The sequence below is a fragment of the Mesorhizobium sp. BH1-1-4 genome, from assembly GCF_020165665.1.
Taxonomy (GTDB): domain Bacteria; phylum Pseudomonadota; class Alphaproteobacteria; order Rhizobiales; family Rhizobiaceae; genus Mesorhizobium.
Window position 1 is genome coordinate 12,288 of the sequence record NZ_JAIUIN010000034.1, and the last position, 24,081, is coordinate 36,368.

Genomic DNA, 24,081 nt, shown 5'->3' on the forward strand with positions numbered 1-24,081 from the left:
CTGTCTCATGTTCGATACGAAGTTTGCAATCGTGCTCAGGGAAGATCTGCCGGTCTGGCAGAAGCTCAACGTCACCGCCTTTTTGACCAGCGGCGTCGTCGCGCAGTTTCCCGACATCATCGGCGAGCCCTATCGAGACCGATCAGGCAATCTCTACAATCCGCTCTCGATCCAGCCGGTCATCGTGCTCTCGGCCGACCAGGCGACGCTCGGTGCGATCCACCGGCGTGCGCTGGAACGCGGCGTCACCACCTCGCTCTATGTCGAGGAGATGTTTGCCACGGGCTTCGACGCCGCCAACCGCGCCGCCTTCGCCGAATTCGCGCCCGAAGACGCCAAGGTGGTCGGCATCGCGCTGCGCGCCGAAAAGAAGGTGGTCGACAAGATCACCAAGGGTGCCCGCATGCACACCTAGCGCCTGCGGACTAAGCCTGACGGCGGCTGTTGTTGTGCCAGCGACCCAAGGCACGGCAGCGGGCGACAATTGGCTTGCCGGCAAGGGACAATTCCCGCAAAGGTGGGCTCCAGCCCAGCTTTTCCTCCGGCCTGCACGTGAGTCCTTCCCAAAGACAGTCAGAAAGCGCGACGCCGCCGGTGGCGATCGTCTGCATGCTGGCCACCTATGTCTTCTTCACCTTCCTCGACACCTCAAGCAAATACCTCGTCCTGGCCGGCGTCTCCGTCTTGATCGTTGCCTGGGTGCGCTTTGCCGTGCATGTGGTGCTGGTCGGGGCGCTGCTGCGTGGCTGGCGCGACCCGGCGCGGTTTCGCCCTGTCAACTTGCCGGCGCATGTGATCCGTGGCGCCTTTCTGTTCGGCTCGACCATCTTCAACGTCCTGGCGCTGCGCTCCCTGCAACTGGCCGAGACGACATCCATCTATTTCTTCGGGCCGATGGTGATCACCGCCCTTGCCGGCCCGCTGCTCGGCGAATGGGCCGGCTGGCGGCGCTGGCTGGCGATTCTGGCTGCCTTCGCCGGGGTTTTGATCATCACGAGGCCGGGTGTCGGTGTTTTCGGCATCGGACATCTCTTCGCGCTCGGCTCGATGCTGTCGAACTGCTTCTATGTCATCATGACGCGCCGCATGTCGGCCACCGAGACCTCGGAAAGCCTGATCCTGTTCTCGGCGCTGGCCCCAGCGGTGCTGCTTTTGCCCATGCTGCCGTTTTCGTTCTCGTTGCCGCACGATGGCTGGCATTGGTTCGTGCTGCTCATGCTTGGCGTGTTCGGCGGCGTCGGGCACTGGCTGCTGGTCCAGGCCTATCGGCTGGCAACGACCACGGCGCTCGCCCCCTATCCTTATTCGCAGATGGTGTGGATGATCATTTCCGGCTGGCTCGTCTTCAAGCAGTTTCCCGACCGCTGGACGCTGGTCGGCGCCGCCATCATCGTCGCCAGCGGCCTCTACATCGTCCATCGCGAACACCGGCTCAGGCTGCGCAGCCGCGCGGCGTCGGACGTCGAGGCGGAAGCGCTGGCAAAAAAACTTTGATTTGGCCCCGATCGATGGCATAAGGCCGCCCTTAAACAGTTTAAAAAACGACGGGGAGCGAAAGGCTGGCACAGAAGATCAAGCTGTCGACGATCGCGGACGCGCTTGGCGTCTCCACGGCCACCGTGTCACTGGCACTGCGCGACAGCCCGCTGGTTGCCGGCTCGACGCGCGACCGCATCAAGGAGCATGCGCGCGCCATCGGCTACATCTACAACCGTCGCGCCGCCAGTCTGCGCACCTCGCGCTCGGGCATTGTCGGTGTCGTCGTGCACGACATCATGAACCCGTTCTTCGCCGAGATCCTGCGTTCGATCGAGAGCGAGCTCGACCGCAGCCGGCAAACCTTCATCCTTTCCAATCACTACGACCAGCTCGAAAAGCAGCGCACCTTCATTGACACGCTGCTGCAGCTCGGCGCGGACGGCGTCATCATGTCGCCTGCCATCGGCACGCCCGCGTCCGACATCGTGATGGCCGAGGAGAACGGCCTGCCTGCGGTGCTGATCGCGCGCACCGTCGAGGGCGCCGACGTGCCGGTGTTTCGCGGCGACGACTCTTATGGGACAGGCCTCGCCACCAACCATCTGATCTCGCTCGGCCACAAGCGCATCGCCATGATCGGCGGCACCGACCAGACCTCGACGGGCCGTGACCGCTATCAGGGCTATGTCAATGCCATGGAGGCGGCGGGGCTCGAAGTCAGGCCGTCCTGGCGCATATCAGGCCCGCGCACCAAACAGGCCGGCTTCGAGGCCGCCGGGCAGTTCCTGGCGCTGAAGGACAGGCCGACCGCCGCCTGCTGCTGGAACGATCTCGTCGCCATTGGCCTGATGAACGGCATTGCGCGCGCCGGCCTGGTGCCGGGCATCGACATCTCCGTCACCGGCTATGACGATCTCGAGGAGGCGGCGATCGCCACGCCGGCGCTCACCACCGTCTGGAACGGCCAGCGCGAGGTTGGCCGCCGCGCCGCCAGCGCGCTGCTCGACAAGCTCAACGGCCAGACGGTGCGGCCCTCGCAGGAATTGATCAAGCCGGAACTGCATGTGCGCCAGTCGACCGGCAAGCCGGTGGAGCGTGTATGATCGAGCCCGAGCAGAAACCGCCTGTCGTCATTTTGACGCCAGGCCAGTTCAACGCCCACGCGGTCGGCCGCATCGGGCGGACGTTCAGCCTTATGGGCATCGATCGCGCCGAGCCATCGCTGGTCACCGACGAGATGCGGCGCACGGTGCGCGGCATCGCTTCCTATGCCGGCATCAACGCCGCCTTCATGGACGCGCTGCCGAACCTCGAAATCATCGCCAGCTTTGGCGTCGGCTATGATTCGGTCGACGTCCGCCATGCCGCCGCGCATGGCATCATGGTCACCAATACGCCCGATGTGTTGAGCGAAGAAGTCGCCGATACCGCGATTGGCCTGCTGATCAACACCATTCGCGGCCTGCCGCGGGCCGAAGCCTGGCTACGCGACGGCAACTGGCCGCGCAGCGGCGACTACCCGCTAAGCCGGCTCACCTTGCGGGCGCGCCGCGTCGGCATTTTCGGCATGGGCCGCATCGGTCTTACCATTGCCCGCCGGTTGGAGGTTTTCGGCCTGCCGATCGCCTATCACAATCGGCGTCGGGTCGAAGGCCTGTCCTATCAATACCACGACACGTTGAAGGGCCTGGCCGAAGCAGTCGATACGCTGATCTCGGTGGCGCCCGGCGGCGCTTCGACGCAGAAGGCGGTCAACGCCGAAATCCTGTCGGCACTCGGCGCCAACGGCGTCTTCGTCAACGTGGGCCGGGGCAGCACGGTCGACGAGGCAGCCCTTGCGACAGCGCTTGCCGACGGCACCATTGCCGCCGCCGGCCTCGATGTCTTTGCCGAAGAACCGAATGTCCCCCAGGCGTTGCTCGACTTACCCAACGCCTCTCTGTTGCCGCATGTCGGCTCGGCCTCGGAGCACACACGCCGCGCCATGGCCGATCTATGCGTCGACAATCTGGTCTCCTGGTTCAGCGAGCGCCGGCCGCTGACGCCGGTGCCCGAGACGGCCGGCGTTAAGGCGCGCGCTTGAGCGTCTGGCTCCGCCATATTTATTAACGTCAGCTTAACCCTTTGGAATCATTCTGCATCCTGTCTATACGTGTAGGTGCGCAGGATGAAGACGCTTTCCGCTTTGATCGGGGCCGCCGGCTTGTTTGGCGGCGTTCAGCTGTTACATGGCGGCAGTGTTGAAAGCGCCGCCGACGAGGCCACGCCGTCCAACACCTACAGGCTGGTCGCCAATGGCGACGAGGGCGCCTGCGCGGTCAAGCGCGGGGCCTCGATTTCGGATGGCCTGTCGCTGCTGACGGTGGCGCCGAATTGCCGACGGCTCCTGCCGGGCATCGAGCATGCGAAATTCTGGCGCGAAGGACAGGACGGAACGGTCGCCTTCAGCGTCAACGGCATCGATCCGATCGTCACCTTCGCCGTTGCCGATGGCGACGGCTACGAATCCTACGCGCCGGCCAATCCGCTGCTGTCGCTGGCGGCAGACAGTGACTTGAAGCCGGGAGACTGACTACTCCGCCGCCGCCCGTGCGCCAGCCTTCGCCGCCGCGTGCAGGCGCACCGCGTCGCCGAAGGCGCGAAAGATCTTGGCCGAGTTGCTGTCCGATTTGACCCAATATTCGGGATGCCACTGGACGCCGACGGCGAAGGCGCGGGCGTCCTTCACCGACACCGCTTCGATCGTGCCGTCGGTGGCGACGGCCTCGACCTGCAGTTTCGGGCCGAGCCGGTCGATGGCCTGGCGATGCAGGGAATTGACCTTCATGTCACCCGCGCCGAACACGCCGGCAAGACAGCTGCCCGGCTTGATCGCAACGGTCTGATGGATGGCGAAGCGCTCGTCCTGGATGTCGCTCACCGGTGCGCGGTGGTCCAGCGAACCTTCACGCTCCTGGATCTCGGTGCCCAGCGTGCCGCCCAGTGCTACGTTCAGCTCCTGTATGCCACGGCAGATGGCAAGCAGCGGCACGCCGCGCTCGATCGCCTTGCGGATCAGCGGCAGCGTGGTGGCGTCGCGTGCCGGGTCGTAAGGGCCATTCGCTTCGCTCGCATCGCCGCCGTAGAGCGAAGGGTCGACGTTGGATTTCGAGCCGGTCAGCATGACGCCGTCGACCGACGACAGGAGCTCGTCGAAGTCCAGCCGGCCGCCGAACGAAGGCACGAGCAGGGGGAAAACGCCGGCACCCGTGACCGCCGCCTCCAGATATTGCTGCGGAGCGGCATGCCAGGTGTAGTTGTCGAATTGACGGACGTCGGTCGATATGGCGACGAGCGGCTGCTGCATTTTGGGTCTGGTTTCCATCTGGATGTGATGTCCTGCGTCCAAAATAGGCCATCCCTGGGCAATTTTCCATGCCAAGTTTCAGTGTGTCGCATGGGCCACCCCATGCCGCGTTAGACTATAGTTGCAGGGTCGTCTGGCTTCGGCACCAAATCCGGCCGCCGTGCTGGACTCGACTCCTTGCCCGTGTATTGTTTCGAGCGAACCGATGCGGGAGCCGAGGATTCCCGAACGTCGGTTCTGTTGATCCAAAAGGGAGGAACTGCATGGATCGTCGTTCATTTATCCGCAAGGCCAGCGTCACCGGCGTCGGCGCAGCAGCGGCGGCGGCCACGCTCGCCGCACCGGCAATCGCTCAGTCCAATCCCAAGGTGACATGGCGATTGGCATCGTCCTTCCCGAAGTCGCTCGACACCATCTATGGCGGGGCCGAAGTGTTCTCGAAGATGTTGTCGGAAGCCACCGACGGCAATTTCCAGATCCAGGTTTTCGCCGCCGGTGAACTCGTGCCCGGTCTACAGGTTGCCGATGCCACCACGGCCGGCACGGTCGAGGCCTGTCACACGGTGGCATATTATTACTGGGGCAAGGACCCGACATGGGCGCTGGGTGCCGCGGTTCCCTTCTCGCTCAACGCGCGCGGCATGAATGCCTGGCACTACCATGGCGGCGGCATCGACCTGTTCAACGAGTTCCTCGCCACGCAGGGTCTGTTCGGCCTGCCGGGCGGCAACACCGGGGTCCAGATGGGCGGCTGGTTCCGCAAGGAGATCAACACGGTGGCCGACCTCTCCGGCCTCAAGATGCGCATCGGCGGCTTTGCCGGCAAGGTGGTGCAGAAGCTCGGCGTCGTGCCGCAGCAGATCGCCGGCGGCGACATCTACCCGGCGCTGGAAAAAGGCACCATCGATGCCGCCGAATGGGTCGGCCCCTATGACGACGAGAAGCTCGGCTTCTACAAGGTCGCGCCCTATTATTACTATCCCGGCTGGTGGGAAGGCGGTCCGACCGTCCACCTGATGTTCAACAAGGCGAAGTACGACGAGCTTTCGCCGACCTACAAGTCGCTGCTGCGCACGTGCGCCCAGGCCGCGGACGCCAACATGCTGCAGAAATATGACTATGTGAACCCCCCGGCGGTGAAGCGGCTGGTGGCCGGCGGCGCGAAACTGCGTCCGTTCAGCCAGGAGATCATGGCCGCCTGCTTCGAGAAGGCAAACGAGGTCTACACCGAAATGGAAGCCTCGAACGCGCCGTTCAAGAAGATCTGGGAATCGATCAAGGGCTTCCGCAAGGAGCACTATCTCTGGGCACAGGTGGCCGAATACAATTACGACACCTTCATGATGGTCCAGCAGCGCAACGGCAAGCTGTAGGTTGGTCTTCCCTTCTCCCCGTCACTATACGGGGAGAAGGTTCCCGAAGGGCGGATGAGGGGCAGCGCCGGCTTCGGCGACGGATCGTTCCTGGTTTAAGCCCCGTCCCCGCATCTTATCAATCCAGCATTGGCGCCGCCCCTCACCTGCCTGTGACGGGGAGAGGAAAGCTAGCCCCGGCCCGGCACCACCAGCACCTTCACTTCGCCCGGTGCCGGCGGATTGGCGATCACCGCCGGGGCCTCCTCGAGCGTGACCTGCCTGGAGATCAGCCGGTCGATCTCGATCGCGCCCGAAGCGATGAGCTCGGCCGCCCGGCCATGGGTGTAGGGGTTGAGGAAGGAGCCCAGAACCTTCAATTCGCGGAACAACAGGTCGAAGGGCTCGAACGTCACCTTCATGCCTTGCGGCACCACGCCGACGATGACCACCGTACCGCCGGCGCGCGCGATCCGCATCGACTGCTCGACGGTGTCGCGCACGCCCGCGCATTCGAACACCACGTCGACGCCGCCAGGTACCAGCCCCGCTGTCCCCGCCACGGCGTCGATCACATCGCCGGCACCGGGGTCGACCGTTGCCGTCGCGCCGAGTTCCTTGGCAAGCGCGCGTCGCGACGCCTGCCTGGTCGACAGGATGATGGTCGTGGCGCCGGCCAGCCGCGCCAGTTGCACGGTAAGCAGGCCGATCACGCCACCGCCGAGGACCACAACCGAGTTGCCCGGCTTGATCTCTGCCAGATCGATACCGTGCAGGCAGCAGGCGAGTGGCTCGCAGAACGCGCCATGCATCGGCTTCAGATCCGCGGGAAGGACAAAAGCCTGCTTCTGGGGCATCACCACATAGTCGGCAAAGCCGCCGTCGCGGTGGATGCCGATGGCGGTGAGATTGCTGCACAGATTGACGCGGCCGGCGTGGCAGTGGCCGCAGCGTCCGCAGGCGATGTTGGGATCGCCGGTGACGCGGTCGCCAACCGAGAATCCGGACACACCGGAGCCGACCGCCTCGACGATGCCGGCGAATTCGTGTCCGGGCGTCACTGGCGGCCTGCTTGGGAATTCGCCGTGGAAAAGATGCCGGTCGGTGCCGCAGACGCCGCAGGCCTCGATACGCACCAGGAGGTCGTCGTTGCCGGGAACAGGTTTGTCGACCTCCCGCAACGAGATGCTGCCCACTGCTTCCAGCCGCACCGCTCTCATGGCGTAGTCCCCGTCAATTGAAGCTTGGCGGTTGCGACAGGTCCGGCGCGGGTGCAGCCGGCTTGGCAGGCGGCGCATCGCCGAAGCTCGGCGGCTGCGACAGGTCTGGCGTGCCGGGCGCGGCCGGGGCAGTACCGCCATTGGCGGGCGCGTCGCCACCTTCCGGTGCACCGAGCGGTGACATGCCGGGTACACCCGGCACTGTGTAGTCGATCGTCCCGGAATCGACCGCCGTGCCCTTGTAGCGCATCACCATTTGCGGGAAGGCGATGGTAAGCCCGATCATGATCACCTGGATGCAGACGAACGGCACCGCGCCCCAATAGATCTGGCCTGTTGTCACCGGCGCGATCTGCTTGCCGGTGAGGCGGTCGAGATAGGGCACGCGGGCGGCGACCGAGCGCAGGTAGAACAGCGCGAAGCCGAAGGGCGGATGCATGAAGCTGGTCTGCATGTTGACGCCCAGCAGCACGCCGAACCAGATCAGGTCTATACCGAGCTTGTCGGCGGCAGGCGCCAGCAGCGGCACGATGATGAAGGCCAGTTCGAAGAAATCGAGGAAGAAGGCGAGGAAGAAGACGAGAATGTTGACGCCGATCAGGAAGCCGACTTCGCCGCCCGGCAGCGAGGTCAGCAGGTGCTCGACCCAGATCTGGCCGTTGACGCCGTAGAAGGTGAGCGAGAAGACGCGGGCGCCGATCAGGATGAACAGCACGAAGGACGACAGCCGCGTCGTCGAGGCAAGCGCCTGCTTGATGACCTCGAGTGACAGCCGGCCCTTCATCGCCGCCATCGCCAGCGCGCCGACCGCGCCCATGGCGCCGCCCTCGGTCGGGGTGGCGATGCCTAGGAAGATGGTGCCGAGCACCAGGAAGATCAGCGCCAGCGGCGGGATCAGCACGATGACGACCTGCTGCGCCAGCCGCGACATCATGTTGAGGTTCAGGCTGCGGTCGAGGATAGCGACAATGTAGATGAAGACGACGCCGATGGTCGCGCCGAGAATGTCGGCATTGTCGCCATGGGCGGGTACCAGATAGCGGTAGGCCGCATAGGCTATTGCCACGGCCGCGATCAAGGCGATCAGCAAGGACATCACGCCATGGCCAAGCGTGCGCGCCTCGAGCGGCAGCGCCGGCATCGACTTTGGCCGGACGATCGACATGATCACGATGTAGAGCGTGTAAAGGCCGGTCAGCACCAGGCCGGGGATCAGGGCGCCGGCATACATGTCGCCGACCGAGCGGCCGAGCTGGTCGGCGAGAACGATCAGCACCAGCGACGGGGGAATGATCTGCGCAAGGGTGCCCGATGCCGCGATGACGCCGGACGCCACCCGGCGGTCATAACCATAGCGCAGCATGATCGGCAGCGAAATCAGTCCCATGGCGATGACGGACGCCGCCACCACGCCGGTGGTCGCGGCCAGCAGTGCGCCGACGAAGATCACCGCGTAGGCGAGGCCGCCGCGGATCGGTCCGAACAGCTGGCCGATCGTGTCGAGCAGGTCCTCGGCCATGCCGGATCGCTCGAGCACGATGCCCATGAAGGTGAAGAACGGAATGGCCAGCAGCGTGTCGTTCGACATCACCCGGCTGCCGTAGAAATTGTCCGGCAATGCATAGAGCAGCGGCCAGGCGAGATTGATCGCGCCGCCCGAATAGGGCGTCAAAAGCACGCCGATGAAGAAGAACATCAGGCCGTTGGCGGCAAGCGAAAAGGCGACGGGGTAGCCGATCAGCATGAACAGGATCAGCGAGGCGAACATGATCGGCGCCATGTTCTGGGCGATGAACTCCATCACGAACGCACCTCTTCGGCCAGCGCCTTGGCTTCGAGTTCGGCCTGTTCATGCACGGAAATGAACGGGTTGGGATCATCCATGTCGCCGCGCATGATGGCGATCTTCTTGATGATCTCGGAAATGCCCTGCAGCGCCAGCAGGAAAAAGCCGACCAGCAGGATCGCCTTGGCCGGCCACACGATCAGGCCGCCGGCATTGGTCGACATCTCGCCGCTGTGGAAGGACAGCGACACGTAGGGCACGAAATAGATGACCATCAGCGTCACGAACGGCATCAGGAAGAAGAGGTGGCCGAAAAGGTCGATCCAGTGCTGCACGCGGCGGGAAAACAGGCCGTAGACGATGTCGATGCGGATATGCTCGTTCTGCTTCAGCGTGTAGGCGGACGCCAGCATGAAGGCGGCGCCGAACAGATACCATTGCAGCTCCAGCCAGGCATTGGACGAGGTGTCGAACACCTTGCGGATGACGGCGTTGGCCGCACTCACCAGGATCGCCAGCAGGATCAGCCAAGATACCGATTTGCCGATGAATTCGTTGGCGCGATCAATGGCCCTGGATAGAGCGAGCAGCCCTGCCATGCATTCCTCCCTGATGCGGTGACGCGCGATCCCCCTTTTCTCGTCGCGCCGCCTGGCCCAACCGTATGCAGTGCGTGGTCCGGTTGGTCAACACGGGTAGACAGAAAGCAGGCCGGCGGCGCATGCGGCACGGTGGAAAACCACGGCCTGACGGCACGTCATGCAACCAAAGTCGGATGGGCTCAGACGGCCTTGCCGGTGTCGCGGCCGGCGCCGATCAGGATCAGCATGGCCACCAGGAACAGATACATCCAAGCATCGCGCCATTCGATCGGGAAATAGCCGGCCCACAATGATTCGGCCATGCCGAAGGCGGCGGCACCCAGAGCGGCCCGTGGCGGCGAGAGATAACCGCCGACCGCCGTCACGAACAGGATCTTCAGCCCATAGACGAGGCCGGAACCGAAGCTGACATTGCCGTAATAGAGACTGGCCATGACGCCGGCCAGCGCTGCGCAGAAGCCACCGAACAGAACGGCACGCCGGAACACGGCGCGCACGTCGACGCCGCACAGGGCGGCGGCCCTTGGATCGTCGCAGACCGCGCGCCAGCACCGGCCGAAATTTGAACGGGCAAACACCCATGTGGCGAGCGCCACCGCCGCCAGGACCACCGCGCAGTCGAGCACCTGGATCAGCGTCAGCGTCGCCTTGAAGCCGGGGCTTTCGGCGAAAACGATCGGCTCGGCCAGCATTGGCGGCAGCCACAGATCATGTGTGTCGGCGGCGATGCGGCTCGCTTCCGACAGGACGAGCAGGATGCCGAGCGTCGTCACCACGATGGCATTGGGCGAGCGGTCGGCCAACGGCTCGAAGACGCTGCGCGACAGGACATGGCTGATGAGCGCGGCATAGAGCAACGCGGCGACGACGCCGAACAGCACCGAAGCCAACAGCGTCAGCCACAGCACCTGGTAGGCAAAGGCGACGCTCAGGATCATTGCCTGGCCGCAGAAGGCGAACAGCGCGCCATAGGCAAGGTTGGTGCGGTGCAGGATGCCGTTGGTCAGCACATAGCCGAAGGCGAGCAGCGCATAGAGCGCGCCCGAATGCAGCCCGTTCAGCACCTGCTGGAAGAAATAGAGCATGCTCAACAACACCAGACGCATCTCGCCCAAGCGCGAAGCGGTTTGGGGTGACGGAATGCTCGAGACAATGGGGACCATACCGTACGCACCGGAGGTTTGCATCGCCGAATCTAACTTGTCAAATGCGATTTATCGGTTAGATTTCGGGAATGACGGTTGCCTGGACTCCTCACCGCTTCACCGGCGGGCTGCTCGCGCTCGACACCGCCAACACCGTCGTGTTGCGCTGCGATCCCGAACGCATGTTCGACCGCTTCGCCGATCCGGCCGAAATCGCCCGTTTCGCCGACGCAGCCAGCGGTTTTCGCGCAGCCGAGCTTGGCGATCGGCGGCTGGCGGTGTCCTCGCCGGCGGCAATCGCGCCCGTCGTGCTGTCGATCCGCGAAGCGACCGACCGGCTGTTTCGCGGCACGGTGTCGAAGGGCGCGATTGCCACTGCGGATTTGCCTGAATTCCTGAGAGCCTGCGCCGACGGCCTGGCCGACAGCGCGACCGAGATCGGCGTGACGGGACCGCCGTTCGGGGATCCCGGGACGCCGATCGCCTTCGAGGCGGCGCTGGCGGTTTCAGCCCTTTCACTGCTGCGCAACGACACGGTCGCGAGGCTCAGGATCTGTCCCAACTGCACCTGGCTGTTCGTCGACAGAAGCCGCAATTCCAGCCGCCTTTGGTGCGACATGGCGGTGTGCGGCAACAGGCAGAAGGCGAGCCGTCACTATCGCCGCCGCAGGGCGGCCAATGAGGTCAGGAATGCCTAGACGTCTTTCCCGCTCGATCATTCTTGGCGTGGCGCTGGTTGCGGCGATCGCGCTGGGCGCCTGCCGAGATACCGGCGGCGAAGGCAAGCTGTTCGAGGTCTCCGGCAAGATATTCGTCTTCAATTACCGTCTCGCCCGGGCGACCTATGTCGTGACACTGCGGCCCTTGCGGCCGATGGGAGAGGGCCAGGTCGTGGTCGCCAGTTTCCAGAACCCCGCCGGTGGTGATCCCATCGTGGTCGAGCAGAAGGTCTGGCCCAAGCTCGACAAGGTGAGCCTGGAGAGCCCGGCGCTGACCTGCATCGTCAAGAACAAGCCCTATGCCATCGCCATCAGCATCAAGGGCGCCGACGGTGCCGTCCTGCAGACCATCGACACCACGCTGATGTCGACGGAAGACCAGTCGATCCTGCCCGACCGGCCGCTGGTCATCGACCAGCTCTATACGGCCAATCCCGATCTCGTCGGCCATCCCGACGGCAAGCTGCCCGGCGAGCCGAAGCCGGATTGCTCGAAAGCCGGCTGACGCTCTCAGACAGAATCGATTTCGACTGGAATTTTCGTGCGCCGTCGCCCTGTCGGCGCACTGTTTCATGCGCGGTCCAAGGCCCGACGGACCGTTTGTTGCGCGTCGCCTGGTCCCTTCGATTTTGTTTGACCTGCCTTGCAAGGGGAGAAAGGATGCGTCATCCGATCCCGACGTTGGCTGCTGCCCCGCCCGGCCTTCGCAGAGGAAATGCCTGATGACGCTGCACGATGTCGCGCTCGACGACAAGTTCGATCTCGGAAAGGAGCGCATCTTCCTGTCCGGCGCGCAGGCGGTCATCCGCATGCTGCTGATGCAGCGCGAGCGCGACCGCCGCGCTGGCTTGAACACGGCAGGCTTCGTCTCCGGCTATCGCGGCTCGCCGCTCGGCGGCCTCGACATGCAGCTGTGGAAGGCGAAGAAGCAGCTCGCGGGGGCCGACATTGTCTTCCAGCCCGGCCTCAACGAGGAGCTTGCCGCCACCGCCTGCTGGGGGTCGCAGCAGACGGAGCTGCTCGGCGAGGGCACCCATGACGGCGTCTTTTCGGTCTGGTACGGCAAGGGGCCGGGCGTCGACCGTTCCGGCGACGTGTTCCGCCATGCCAATCTCGCCGGTTCGTCGAAGCATGGCGGCGTGCTTGCGCTCATGGGCGACGACCATATGGCCGAATCCTCGACCAATGCGCACGCCACCGAATTCCTCTTCGTCGACACCATGGTGCCGATCCTCAACCCGGCCGGTGTTCAGGAAATCATCGATTACGGCCTGTACGGCTTTGCCATGTCGCGCTTCGCCGGCACCTGGGCGGCGATCAAATGCGTCAAGGACAACATCGAATCGACCGCGTCGGTCGATGCCTCGCTCGAGCGGTTGAACATCGTCGTCCCCGAGTTCGACATGCCGCCTGGCGGCCTCAACATCCGCCACGAGATCGATATGCTCGGCCAGGAAGAGCGGCTGCATGAGCACAAGCGCGCAGCCGCCTCCGCCTTCATCCATGCCAACGGGCTGAACAAAATCGTCTATCCGGGCGGCCGCAATCCCAAGCTCGGCATCATCACGCTGGGCAAGAGCTATCTCGACGTCCGCCAGGCGCTGGAGGATATCGGCATCGACGAGGCGGCCGCCAACCGTATCGGTGTCAGGCTGTTCAAGGTAGGCTGCCCGTGGCCGCTCGATCTGCAGCACATCGCCGAATTCGCGCGCGGTCTCGACACCATCGTCGTCGTCGAGGAGAAACGCTCGCTGATCGAGGTGCAACTGCGCGAGAGCCTTTATGGCACCGTCTCGCAGCCGGTCATTGTCGGCAAGAAGGACGAGCGCGGCGACTGGCTGTTCCCGGCCAAGGGCGCGCTCGACCCCAACGAGATCGCCATTGCGCTTGGCGAGAGGATCGTGAAGACCATCGGCCCGTCCGAAGAGATCTCGGCAAGGGTCGCGAAGCTACGCCAGTTCCAGGCGATGCTGGCCGATGCCACAGACATCGGCTCGCGCACGCCCTTCTTCTGTTCGGGCTGTCCGCACAATTCCTCGACCAAGGTGCCGGACGGCTCGATCGCCGCCGCCGGTATAGGCTGCCATTTCATGGCACTCTGGATGGACCGCAACACGCTCGGCTTTACCGCCATGGGAGGCGAGGGCGCGCAATGGGTGGGCCAGGCGCCGTTCTCGAAGCGCGACCATATCTTCCAGAATCTCGGCGACGGCACCTACAACCATTCCGGCACGCTGGCCATCCGCTTCGCCCTGTCGAGCGAAGCCAACATCACCTACAAGATACTCTACAACGACGCGGTCGCTATGACCGGCGGCCAGCCGCATGAGGGCGGCCTGACGGTGGACATGATCGCCAGACAGGTGCGCGCCGAAGGCGTCGACCGCATCGCCATCGTGACCGACGAGCCCGGCAAATATGCAGGGAAGGCCGAATTCCCCACCGGCGCCACCATCCATCACCGCGACGACCTCGACCTCGTCCAGCGCGAGCTGCGCGACGTCAAGGGCGTGTCGATCCTGCTCTACGATCAGACCTGCGCCGCCGAAAAGCGCCGCCGCCGCAAGCGCGGCACCTTTCCCGATCCCGACAAGCGGGTCTTCATCAACGAGCTGGTCTGCGAAGGCTGCGGCGATTGCGGCGTGCAGTCGAACTGCGTCTCGATCCAGCCGGTCGAGACCGAATTCGGCCGCAAGCGCAAGATCGACCAGTCGAGCTGCAACAAGGATTTCTCCTGCGTCAACGGCTTCTGTCCGTCCTTCGTCACCGTGCATGGCGCCAAGATCCGCAAGGCCGAGGGCCTGGCCGGCAGGACCGACCCGCTTGAAGGCGTGCCGGCACCGGCTGAATTCCCGCTCGGCGTCGAGGGCTGGGCGGCGATCATCGACGGCGTCGGCGGCACCGGCGTCGTCACCATCGGCGCCGTGCTCGGCATGGCGGCGCATCTGGAGGACAAGGGCTGCGGCATGATCGACATGGCCGGCCTGGCCCAGAAGGGCGGCTCGGTGTTCACCCATGTCCGCATCGCGCGCAAACCGGAAGACATCAATGCCATCCGCGTTTCGGCTGGCAAGGCCGACCTCGTGCTCGGCTGCGATCTCGTCGTGTCGGGCGCCAAGAAGGTGCTGACGGCTGTCCGCGAGGGCCATACGATCTTCCTCGCCAACACCGCCGAGATCATGCCGGGCGAATTTGCCCGCTCGGCCGATTTCTCGCTGCCGATAGAGCGCCTGAAGAAGGCGATCCGTGCCGCCGCCGGCGACGACAAGGCGCATTTCTTCGACGCCACCCGCACCGCCACCGCCCTGTTCGGCAATTCGCTCGGCGCCAACATGTTCATGCTCGGCTTTGCCTTCCAGCACGGCGGCCTGCCGCTCTCGGCCGAAGGCGTTGAAAAGGCTATCGAATTGAACGGCGAAGCGGTGGCGATGAACATCGCCGCCTTTCGCTGGGGCCGCCGCGCGGCACACCAGCCGGATTTCGTGCGCGGCCTCGTCGCCAAGCCGGGCTTCGCCGACAAGGCTGGACAGGCCCCGCCGGTCGCCGAGACTCTCGACGAGATCATCGCCCGCCGTGTCGCCTTCCTCGCCGCCTATCAGAATGCTGCTTACGGCAAGCGCTACGCCGACAGGATTTCGACGCTGCGAGCGGCGGAAACGAAGGCCATGCCGGGTTCGACCGCCGTGACCGAGGCCGCCGCCAGGAGCCTGTTCAAGCTGATGGCGATCAAGGACGAATACGAGGTGGCGCGGCTTTACACCGACGGCTCCTTTGCCGCCGAGCTCGGCAAGCAGTTCCAGAGCTACGAGAAACTCGAATTCCATCTGGCGCCGCCGATCATGGGGCGCCGCGGCAATGACGGCAAACCGAGGAAGTCGAGCTTCGGTCCGTGGATGATGAAGGGTTTTCGCCTGCTTTCTGCGATGAAGGGCCTGCGCGGCACCGCTTTCGACCTGTTCGGCTACACCGCCGAGCGGCGCATGGAGCGGCAATTGCTGGCGCAGTACGAGGCTGATCTGCAGCTTGTCGCCAGCGCGCTCGCGCCGGGCAAGATCGAGGCCGCGACAGCCCTGGTCTCGGTCCCGGCGCTGATCCGCGGCTATGGCCATGTCCGCCAGGCCAGCGCCGAAAAGGCGGCGGGCGAGCGCCGCAGGTTGCTCGACCGCTTTGCGACGGCGTCGGCAAGGCCCAAACTCCAGGCCGCCGAGTGAGCCGAAAAACGCCCGAAAATCAGGCGTTTCAGCCCAAGCTAAAGGTTTTTTAATGCGACTATGCCAAGGCTGGGGCTCATTGGGCGCCAGTAATGGGCAGAACAAAAACCGATAACATCCCTGTGGATGTTTATATCCAGTTTGTGCGCTCGTTGTTCGACAACGCGCATATGCTGGTCATCGGCGCGCTCTGCCATGCCGTCATCAGCCTCATGGTCTACTGGCGCAACGGGCAGCCCATCTTCCTGGTTCTCGCCGGCGCGCTGCTTGGCATCGGCGTCTGGCGCTACTTCAGCCTGCGGCGCTTCCACCGCTCGGGCGCCGAGATGCGCGACGCCGCCGATGCGACCAGATGGGAGCGCGAATACATCCTGAAGGGCAGCCTTCAAGGCTTGTTGCTGGGCCTCTTCTGCTTCATTTCCATCTATGTCTATTCGGATTCCTATGCCGAGATCGGCGCGCTGTCGGTAACGCTGTCCTCGCTGGTGACGGTCGTCGGCCGAAACTACGGCTCGCCGCGCATGGTCATGATCTTCGCGGTCACCTTCGTCGGGCCGATCGCCGCCGCCCTCATCCTCAGGTTCGACATTCCTTATGTCGTGCTGGGCCTGCTGATCATCCCCTTCATGTTCATCATCAAGGGCAGCGCCGACCATGTCCGCAACGTGCTGTTTTCGGCCGTCGTCGGACACAAGCAGGCAAGGCAGATCGCGCAGCGCTTCAATCGCGCCTTGAACACCATGTCGCATGGCCTGGTCATGCTCGGTCCCGATGGCAAGGTGGTCGTCGGCAACGCCGAAGCCGCCCGCTTGATGTCGCTCAAATCGCCCGACCAGTTGCTCGGGCGTTCGATCCATTCGCTGCTCCTGCGCGGCGTTGCCGGCGGCATGCTGGCACCGAAGGACTGCCGCTATGTCGAGGCGCAGCTGACGCGTGCCTTGCGCGAGGGACGCGACCGCAAGGTGCTGGTTTCCTTTTCCAACGGCCAGCACTTCGAATTCTCGGCGCGCGAGGGCAACCAGGAATTGGGCGTCATCACCTTCGAGGATGTCACGGCGCGCGTCGAAGCGGAGGAAAAGATCCGGTTCATGGCGCGCTACGACAACCTCACCGGCCTTCCGAACCGCGCCTATTTCCACGAACTGGTCGGCGAGGCGATGGCCTCCGGCGACCGCGATCGCTTGTGTGGCCTCGCCGTGATCGACCTCGACGATTTCAAGAGCGTCAACGACACGCTCGGCCATCCCGTCGGCGACGGGCTGATCTATGCCGTCGCCGAGCGGCTGGCGGGGATAGCCGGCCAGGGCCTTACCGTCAGCCGCTTCGGTGGCGACGAATTCATGCTGTTCTTCGACCGCATCGAGGACGAAAGCCACCTGGCGAGCCTGCTCGACCGGATTTTCGCCGAGCTGCAGGGGGAGGTCGACGTCGCGGGCCATGGGTTGCGAATCCAGGCCAGCGCGGGTGCCGTGCTGTCCAAGGTTGGCGGAACCGATGTCGACGCCATGATCGTCAAGGCGGACCTTGCGCTCTACAAGGCCAAGGAACTCGGCAAGAACGGTTGGCGGCTGTTCGAGGCGGCGATGGATGCGGCGTTCCGTAACCGCCAGCTGATGAAGGCGGATCTGCGCAGCGCCGTGGAAAGCAAGGACCTGCGGGTCGTTTACCAGCCGATCGTGGCGATGAACACCATGCGCATCGCCAGCTGCGAGGCGCTTTGCCGCTGGGACCATCCCGATCTCGGGCCGATCTCGCCCGGCATCTTCATTCCGCTGGCCGAGGAAATGGGCATCATTTCCGAGATCAGCACCTTCGTGCTGCACGCGGCTTGCACTGAATGCGCCAAATGGCCTGACCAGACCAGCGTCTCGGTCAACCTCTCGGCCAGGGATTTCCGCAACCGCGACGTCATCCAGAAGGTCCGCGACGCGCTGGCGAACTCGGGTCTGGCCGCCGGCCGCCTGGAGATCGAAGTCACCGAAACCGCGCTGCTCGACGACAAGTCCCTGACGCGCCAATATATCGAGGAATTGAAGCAGCTTGGCGTACGCATCGCCCTCGACGATTTCGGCACCGGCTATTCAAGCCTGAGCTATCTGCACAAGCTGCCTCTCGACAAGATCAAGATCGACCGGTCTTTCGTGATGGACGTCACCCAGAATCCGCGTTCGCTCGAGCTGTTGAAGGGCGTCGTCGACCTGACTCGCATCCTGGGGCTCACCGTGACCATAGAAGGCGTGGAGACGTTCGAGCAGCTCAAGGTGCTCATGCATTCGGTGAAGCCGGATCTTGTACAGGGCTTCCTTTTCGGCGCCGCGCTCAGCGCCTCGGGCATTGAAACCATGTCCAATGTGACCTGGCCCTTCGCCGCCGAATTGCGGCCGGTCAAGAAGCGCGCCACCCCCTGACATCATTCTGAATCAGTCGTCTAGGCCATCGCTCCTCCCATTCGCGCGGTTTACGATTTGTTAACGTTAATTTAGGGTAAACGCGAAAGCTCGCAATTTTGCTTCTTGTTCCTCCAGCGCTTCGCTATTGTCGTTTTGCGGCGTACGAGGACCAAATGGAAAACAAGTTGTTGGGTACACCCCTGGCGGCGGCCACGGGCAGGGACAAGAATCGCCCCTCGGTGTTTTCAGATCACATCATGGATGTTCTGGAGCACGTCGAGTATCGCCTTTGCGATGGCGCCGAGGATTTGGAAGCGATCTACAGGCTTCGCTACAATTCCTATCTTCACGCCGGCATGGTCAAATCAGACGCTTCCCACATGGTGAAGGACAGCTTCGACGATCTGCCCAATTCTTACCGCTTTGGCGTCTTCTTCGACGGCACGCTCGTCAGCACCATCAGAATCCACTACGCCAGCGCGCGGTATCCTGTTTCACCCAGCACCGATGTTTTCGGCGACGTGCTGTCACGGCGCCTGGCTTCCGGCGAGACGTTCGTCGACCCGAGCCGGTTCGCCGCCGACCTCGAATGGTCGAGCAGTCTGCGGGTGCTGCCTTATATCACGCTGAGGCTGGCGGTGGTCGCCTGCAGCCATTTCAAGCCGACCTACTGCCTTACGGCGATCAAGGAAGAGCATTCGGCGTTTTATCATCGCATCTTCCGCTCCGAGCAGGCGGTGCCGCCGCGGAACTATCCCGGCCTTACCGTTCCCGTGCATCTGTTCCAGTCGAAATGCTCCGAGAACATGCAGGCGACGCTGGACCGTTTCCCGTTCTTCAATTCCACGGCGTTCGAGCAGCGTATGCTTTTCCAACGCCCCAAGCGGGGCGAGTTGGCGCCGCTGACCATTCTGCCCACGGCCAAATACTTCGAGGCGGCCTGATATCACGCGGTTTTGAATCGGCTGGGTGGCAGCGGTGGAGCTTTCCTGGCGCGCCGGCGTTGTGAAGGGCGGCAAGCCCCGTCTGCATCGCAACAGCCAGAGGAAGACCAAGGCATGACCATTTCCACCCTCGCACTGACTCCGCTCATTTCGCTGATGGCGGGCGTGCTGATCCTCGTGATGCCACGGCTCTTGAACTACATCGTCGCGCTCTATCTGATCGTCGTCGGTTTGATCGGGCTTTTCCCGCATCTTGTCCGCTAAAGCAGGCGAACAGACTGGCCTGGCGGAGCGGCTCCGCAACCGGCGCTCCGCTTTCAATTTTCCCTTGAGGCAGTTGTCGGCTGCGATGCGGCAATAGCGCCATTGCTCTGCGCCCAGCTTTTCGGTATGTGCCTGAAAGATGTCTTCGAAGGGGTATTCCTATGGCTGAGCACACGCCGACTGGTCCTGTAGAGCTGGGCGCGAAGATGGACTATGCCGAGCATGACCGCACCTATGCGGGCTTCCTGGCGCTGGCCAAATATGGCTCGCTCTTCTGCGGCGCGCTTCTTCTGGCGATGGCTTTCGGCTTCTTCGCGGGCGGCTTCTTCTCGGCGACCATCCTGTTCGTGCTCATTCTGGCCGTCGGCGCCTTCATTCTGCGATAGACCTTCCAAACCCTCTTGCGGTTGACGTAGCCGGATATCCCGGTCGACACTTCGCGCAGACAGGTTCCAGCCGAAAGGATCATGCGGTGGGACAGACGGTTTTCATCCCTCGTGAGCTCGATGCGAACGAGCCGCGTGTCGCGGCCTCGCCCGATACGGTGAAGCGGCTGGCGGGCCTGGGTTTCGACGTGATCGTCGAAACCGGCGCCGGCACCCGTTCGCGTATCCCCGACGAGGACTTCGCCAAGGCGGGTGCCGCCATCGGCAAGGCCTCTGACGCCGCCAAGGCCGACGTCGTGCTGAAAGTTCGGCGGCCAACGGACGCCGAACTGAAAAGCTATAAATCCGGCGCCGCGGTGATCGCCATCATGGACCCCTATGGCAACGATGCCGCTGTCGCGGCGCTTGCCAAGGCCGGCGTCACCGCCTTCTCGATGGAGTTCATGCCGCGCATCACCCGCGCGCAATCGATGGACGTCCTGTCCAGCCAGGCCAATCTTGCCGGCTACCAGGCGGTGATCGACGGCGCCTCGGAATATGACCGCGCTCTGCCGATGATGATGACCGCCGCCGGCACCGTTCCCGCCGCGAAGGTCTTCATCATGGGCGTCGGCGTCGCCGGTCTGCAGGCCATCGCCACCGCGCGCCGCCTCGGTGCCGTCGTCACCGCCACCGACGTTCGCCCCGCCGCCAAGGAACAGGTCGCCTCGCTTGGCGCGAAATTCCTCGCGGTCGAGGATGAGGAGTTCAAGGCGGCCGAGACCGCTGGCGGCTACGCCAAGGAAATGTCCAAGGAATACCAGGCCAAGCAGGCCGCGCTCACCGCCGAGCACATCGCCAAGCAGGACATCGTCATCACCACGGCGCTGATCCCCGGCCGGCCGGCGCCGAAGCTGGTCTCGGCGGCGATGGTCGCCTCGATGAAGCCGGGCTCGGTGCTCGTCGATCTCGCCGTCGAGCGCGGCGGCAATGTCGAGGGTGCCGAAGCCGGCAAGATCGTCACCACCGCCAACAATGTGAAGATCGTCGGCCATCTCAACGTGCCCGGCCGCGTCGCGGCATCGGCCTCGCTGCTTTACGCCAGAAACCTGTTCGCGTTCCTCGAGACGCTGGTCGACAAGACCACCGAGACGCTCGCCATCAACCGCGATGACGACCTGGTCAAGGCGACGATGCTGACCGACGGAGGCAAGGTGGTCCACCCCGCCTTCGCCAAGCCCGACCAGCAGCCCTATGTCGAGCCGGCCGCGATCCCGGCGACGACCATGGTCGCCGATGCTTCGGCAGCGTCCAAGAAGTCCGCGCCCAGGAAGACCGCCGCATCCAAGTCGCCCGCGCCTAAGTCGAAAGGGACCGCGTGATGGATCAGACCTTGCAGAAAGCCCTCGACCAACTCGACCAGGCAAGTGCGGCCGTCCGGCTCGCGGTGCAGAACCTGGCCAATGCCCCGGGCGGTGCCGACGCGGCGGGTGATGCCGCGCATGCGCTGTCGGGTGGCGCCATCGATCCCTTCGTCTTCCGCTTCGCCATTTTCGTGCTGGCGATCTTCGTCGGCTATTATGTCGTCTGGTCGGTGACCCCCGCACTGCACACGCCGCTGATGGCCGTCACCAACGCCATCTCGTCCGTCATCGTTGTTGGCGCGCTGCTGGCCGTCGGCATCGCGGCCTCGGGCGTTGCCGCAGGTTTCGGCTTCGTCGCGCTGATGCTGGTTTCGGTCAACATCTTCGGCGGCTTCCTCGTCACCCAGCGCATGCTGGCCATGTACAAGAAGAAGGACAAGTAGAGCGCCATGAACGCCAACTTCGCGTCCTTCCTCTATCTGGTCTCCGGCGTCCTGTTCATCATGGCGCTGCGCGGCCTGTCGCACCCGACGACCAGCCGCCAGGGCAATCTCTACGGCATGATCGGCATGGGCATTGCGATCGCCACCACGCTGGCGCTGGCGACCCCGTCGGCGGGGCGCTTCGGCCTGATCGTGCTTGGCCTCGCCATCGGCGGCGGCGTGGGCGCCGTCACCGCGCGCCGCATCGCCATGACCTCGATGCCGCAATTGGTTGCCGCCTTCCACTCGCTGGTCGGCCTTGCCGCCGTCATGGTGGCTGCCGCGGCCATATACGCGCCGGAAAGCTTCGGCATCGGCACCAATGGCGACATCCACGCCCAGGCCCTGGTCGAGATGAGTCTCGGCGTCGCCATCGGCGCCATCACCTTCACCGGCTCGGTCATCGCCTTCCTCAAGCTCGATGGCCGCATGTCCGGCAAGCCGATCATGATCGGCGGCCGTCACTTCATCAACGCCGCCCTTGGCATCGCCCTGATCGTGCTGATCGTGCTGCTCGTCACCACCGAGTCAAAACTGGTCTTCTGGCTGATCGTCGCCGCCTCGCTGGTGCTCGGCATCCTCCTGATCATCCCGATCGGCGGCGCCGACATGCCGGTCGTCGTCTCGATGCTGAATTCCTACTCGGGCTGGGCAGCGGCGGCCCTTGGCTTCACACTCGGCAATCTGGCGCTGATCATCACCGGCGCGCTGGTCGGCTCGTCGGGCGCCATCCTGTCCTACATCATGTGCAAGGGCATGAACCGAAGCTTCATCTCGGTCATCCTCGGCGGCTTCGGCGGCGAGACCGCGGCTGCCGCTGACGACGGCATCGAGCGCACGGTCAAGCAGGGCTCGGCCGACGACGCCGCTTACCTGATGATGAACGCACAGAAGGTCATCATCGTGCCGGGCTACGGCATGGCGGTCGCCCAGGCGCAGCACGCGCTGCGCGAAATGGCCGACAAGCTCAAGGCCAATGGCGTCGACGTCAAATACGCCATCCACCCCGTCGCCGGCCGCATGCCTGGCCACATGAACGTGCTGCTCGCGGAAGCCAACGTGCCTTACGACGAGGTGTTCGAGCTCGAGGACATCAACTCCGAGTTCGCGCAGGCCGACGTCGCCTATGTCATCGGCGCCAACGACGTCACCAATCCGTCCGCGCGCGACGACAAATCCTCGCCGATCTACGGCATGCCGATCCTTGATGTCGACAAGGCGCGCACCTGCCTGTTCGTCAAGCGCTCGCTCGGCTCCGGCTATGCCGGCATCGACAACACGCTGTTCTACAAGGACGGCACCATGATGCTGCTCGGCGACGCCAAGAAGATGACCGAGGAAATCGTCAAGGCGATGGACCACTGACCCGGCCGATCTTGGCCGTCGAATAGCCAGTCTTAACCGTCGAATAGAAGAGCCCGGTCGATGCCGGGCTCTTTGGCTATTATGGATGTGCTGCTCTCAACCGTGGGTCAGGAACACCGCTTCCTCTTCATCGCGCTGCCTGCCGCCGAGAGCCGCGGCCGCACTGGCGATGAAGGCGCCGATAACCAGCGACAGGGCACCGAGAAGGGCAAAAGTGGCGCTTGCCTTGCGGGCAGTGTCGGCAGCCTGCTTGGCCTTGACTTTCGCATCCTGCGCCTTCGCCAGTACCGCGTCGACACGCGTCTTGGCATCAGCCTCGGAAAGACCGGTTCGCGCGGCGACCAACTGCGCGAGATAGGTCTTGTCTTCCGCGGAGACCTCGCCCGCGACGGCACCGGCGATCAGGATGCGCGAGGCCTGCCCGGCCGCGGCGGCTTCGTCGTTTGGATTGGCTGCTGCGAGCTTGCTCGGATCGGCCGGACGGAACAGCGAGTCAACCAGATAGGATGTCGCATTGTCGGCCGATGCGCCGCCGGCATTGGCGGAAGCGCCAGCCGACGCGCCCATGGCGGCTCCCGAAGCGACGGTGGACGCGGCCTGCACGCCTGAACCGATTGCCGCCGAAAGCGCCGAGCCAAGTATTCCCGCCACCAGAAGCGTGGCCAATGCCCAGGCGAGAAAGCCATGGGCGGTGTCGCGGAAATAGACCTCGTCGGTGTGAATGCCGACCCATTTGGTGCGCAGGCGTCCCGCGAGATAGCCGCCGACGCCAGAGGACAGCCATTGTACGATGACCAGCCAGATCGCGGTTGAAACCGCGAAGGTGGTTACCGATGCGCCCGAGCCCGACCATGGCGACACCATGCTCAAGCCAAGGCCCGAGCCGAGCAGCATGAGGATGAACGTCAATGTCGAGGCCGCGAAGGCGCCGGCAATGATGGGTCCCCAGCTGACAGCCGTGGAGGACGATTCCGTCGAAGCGGATACGTCGACAGCCGATAGGGTGGACTGCATGGAAGCCCCCTACCGTACGAACAGCATGATGAG

The 24,081-nt window shown here is 64.1% G+C and carries 23 protein-coding genes; 16 read left to right on the plus strand and 7 right to left on the minus strand.

The window, feature by feature from the left end; genetic code table 11:
* The first annotated feature begins 7 nt into the window (after positions 1-7).
* Positions 8-415 (plus strand): DUF2000 family protein, encoded by a 408-nt coding sequence (locus tag LB569_RS30175; RefSeq protein WP_224695188.1) that lies wholly within the window; start codon positions 8-10, stop codon positions 413-415.
* Between the two features lie 10 nt (positions 416-425).
* On the opposite strand, the gene LB569_RS30180 is transcribed toward LB569_RS30175, so the two are convergent.
* The gene (locus tag LB569_RS30180; RefSeq protein ID WP_224695189.1) at positions 426-611 is read right to left on the minus strand and encodes a hypothetical protein; all 186 of its coding nucleotides are present in this window, start codon (positions 609-611) and stop codon (positions 426-428) included.
* On the opposite strand from LB569_RS30180, the gene LB569_RS30185 reads away from it, so the two are divergent.
* The 4 genes from LB569_RS30185 to LB569_RS30200 all read left to right on the plus strand — a co-directional run bounded on the left by LB569_RS30185 (position 610) and on the right by LB569_RS30200 (position 4,051).
* Positions 610-1,494, plus strand: a complete 885-nt coding sequence (locus tag LB569_RS30185; protein ID WP_224695190.1) for a DMT family transporter — start codon at positions 610-612, stop codon at positions 1,492-1,494. The genes LB569_RS30180 and LB569_RS30185 overlap by 2 nt on opposite strands.
* Before the next feature lie 65 nt (positions 1,495-1,559).
* Entirely contained in the window at positions 1,560-2,582 is a 1,023-nt protein-coding gene (locus tag LB569_RS30190; protein ID WP_140702817.1) for a LacI family DNA-binding transcriptional regulator, read from the plus strand.
* On the plus strand, positions 2,579-3,562 hold the full coding sequence (locus tag LB569_RS30195; RefSeq protein ID WP_224695191.1) for a 2-hydroxyacid dehydrogenase: 984 nt from the start codon (positions 2,579-2,581) through the stop codon (positions 3,560-3,562). Before LB569_RS30190 ends, LB569_RS30195 begins: the two co-directional genes overlap by 4 nt.
* Before the next feature lie 84 nt (positions 3,563-3,646).
* Positions 3,647-4,051, plus strand: coding sequence for a hypothetical protein (locus LB569_RS30200; protein ID WP_224695192.1), 405 nt, complete (start codon positions 3,647-3,649; stop codon positions 4,049-4,051).
* Here the strand turns inward: LB569_RS30200 and LB569_RS30205 are convergent, their stop codons facing one another.
* The gene (locus tag LB569_RS30205; RefSeq protein ID WP_224695193.1) at positions 4,052-4,825 is read right to left on the minus strand and encodes a gamma-glutamyl-gamma-aminobutyrate hydrolase family protein; all 774 of its coding nucleotides are present in this window, start codon (positions 4,823-4,825) and stop codon (positions 4,052-4,054) included.
* A gap of 263 nt (positions 4,826-5,088) precedes the next feature.
* Between LB569_RS30205 and LB569_RS30210 the strand changes: the two genes are divergently transcribed.
* The gene (locus tag LB569_RS30210) at positions 5,089-6,198 is read left to right on the plus strand and encodes a TRAP transporter substrate-binding protein (protein ID WP_140702810.1); all 1,110 of its coding nucleotides are present in this window, start codon (positions 5,089-5,091) and stop codon (positions 6,196-6,198) included.
* Positions 6,199-6,368: 170 nt separating this feature from the next.
* Here LB569_RS30210 and LB569_RS30215 read toward each other — a convergent pair whose 3' ends face one another.
* The 4 genes from LB569_RS30215 to LB569_RS30230 form a co-directional block, all read right to left on the minus strand.
* Positions 6,369-7,397: a zinc-dependent alcohol dehydrogenase family protein gene (locus LB569_RS30215; RefSeq protein WP_224695194.1), complete on the minus strand. Its 1,029-nt coding sequence runs from the start codon at positions 7,395-7,397 to the stop codon at positions 6,369-6,371.
* Between the two features lie 13 nt (positions 7,398-7,410).
* Complete coding sequence (locus LB569_RS30220) at positions 7,411-9,198, minus strand: TRAP transporter large permease subunit (RefSeq protein ID WP_224695206.1); 1,788 nt, start codon at positions 9,196-9,198, stop codon at positions 7,411-7,413.
* Positions 9,198-9,782, minus strand: coding sequence for a TRAP transporter small permease subunit (locus tag LB569_RS30225; RefSeq protein WP_224695195.1), 585 nt, complete (start codon positions 9,780-9,782; stop codon positions 9,198-9,200). Before LB569_RS30225 ends, LB569_RS30220 begins: the two co-directional genes overlap by 1 nt.
* Positions 9,783-9,964: 182 nt before the next feature.
* Entirely contained in the window at positions 9,965-10,870 is a 906-nt protein-coding gene (locus LB569_RS30230; protein ID WP_224695207.1) for a branched-chain amino acid ABC transporter permease, read from the minus strand.
* A 149-nt stretch (positions 10,871-11,019) separates the two neighbouring features.
* Here LB569_RS30230 and LB569_RS30235 point away from each other — a divergent pair, with 149 nt between their 5' ends.
* From LB569_RS30235 to LB569_RS30280, 10 genes are all read left to right on the plus strand, one after another.
* Complete coding sequence (locus tag LB569_RS30235) at positions 11,020-11,628, plus strand: CGNR zinc finger domain-containing protein (protein WP_224695196.1); 609 nt, start codon at positions 11,020-11,022, stop codon at positions 11,626-11,628.
* A complete protein-coding gene (locus LB569_RS30240; protein WP_140702806.1) occupies positions 11,621-12,154 on the plus strand; it encodes a hypothetical protein in 534 nt (177 codons plus the stop codon). Before LB569_RS30235 ends, LB569_RS30240 begins: the two co-directional genes overlap by 8 nt.
* A 217-nt stretch (positions 12,155-12,371) precedes the next feature.
* Positions 12,372-15,860 carry an indolepyruvate ferredoxin oxidoreductase family protein gene (locus tag LB569_RS30245; protein ID WP_224695197.1) on the plus strand — a complete coding sequence of 1,163 codons (3,489 nt, stop codon included), beginning with the start codon at positions 12,372-12,374 and terminating at the stop codon, positions 15,858-15,860.
* A 92-nt stretch (positions 15,861-15,952) separates the two neighbouring features.
* Positions 15,953-18,268: a putative bifunctional diguanylate cyclase/phosphodiesterase gene (locus tag LB569_RS30250; RefSeq protein WP_224536635.1), complete on the plus strand. Its 2,316-nt coding sequence runs from the start codon at positions 15,953-15,955 to the stop codon at positions 18,266-18,268.
* Between the two features lie 155 nt (positions 18,269-18,423).
* On the plus strand, positions 18,424-19,194 hold the full coding sequence (locus tag LB569_RS30255) for an N-acyl amino acid synthase FeeM domain-containing protein (protein ID WP_140702802.1): 771 nt from the start codon (positions 18,424-18,426) through the stop codon (positions 19,192-19,194).
* Positions 19,195-19,308: 114 nt separating this feature from the next.
* Positions 19,309-19,458 carry a DUF3096 domain-containing protein gene (locus LB569_RS30260; RefSeq protein WP_224695198.1) on the plus strand — a complete coding sequence of 50 codons (150 nt, stop codon included), beginning with the start codon at positions 19,309-19,311 and terminating at the stop codon, positions 19,456-19,458.
* Between the two features lie 161 nt (positions 19,459-19,619).
* Positions 19,620-19,844, plus strand: a complete 225-nt coding sequence (locus tag LB569_RS30265) for an aa3-type cytochrome c oxidase subunit IV (protein WP_140736014.1) — start codon at positions 19,620-19,622, stop codon at positions 19,842-19,844.
* Between the two features lie 86 nt (positions 19,845-19,930).
* Positions 19,931-21,205 carry a Re/Si-specific NAD(P)(+) transhydrogenase subunit alpha gene (locus LB569_RS30270; RefSeq protein WP_224695199.1) on the plus strand — a complete coding sequence of 425 codons (1,275 nt, stop codon included), beginning with the start codon at positions 19,931-19,933 and terminating at the stop codon, positions 21,203-21,205.
* Entirely contained in the window at positions 21,205-21,630 is a 426-nt protein-coding gene (locus LB569_RS30275; protein WP_115141977.1) for a proton-translocating transhydrogenase family protein, read from the plus strand. Before LB569_RS30270 ends, LB569_RS30275 begins: the two co-directional genes overlap by 1 nt.
* 6 nt (positions 21,631-21,636) lie before the next feature.
* A complete protein-coding gene (locus tag LB569_RS30280) occupies positions 21,637-23,034 on the plus strand; it encodes an NAD(P)(+) transhydrogenase (Re/Si-specific) subunit beta (protein WP_224695200.1) in 1,398 nt (465 codons plus the stop codon).
* A gap of 96 nt (positions 23,035-23,130) precedes the next feature.
* On the opposite strand, the gene LB569_RS30285 is transcribed toward LB569_RS30280, so the two are convergent.
* Positions 23,131-24,048 carry a hypothetical protein gene (locus LB569_RS30285; RefSeq protein WP_224695201.1) on the minus strand — a complete coding sequence of 306 codons (918 nt, stop codon included), beginning with the start codon at positions 24,046-24,048 and terminating at the stop codon, positions 23,131-23,133.
* Between the last annotated feature and the right edge of the window lie 33 nt (positions 24,049-24,081).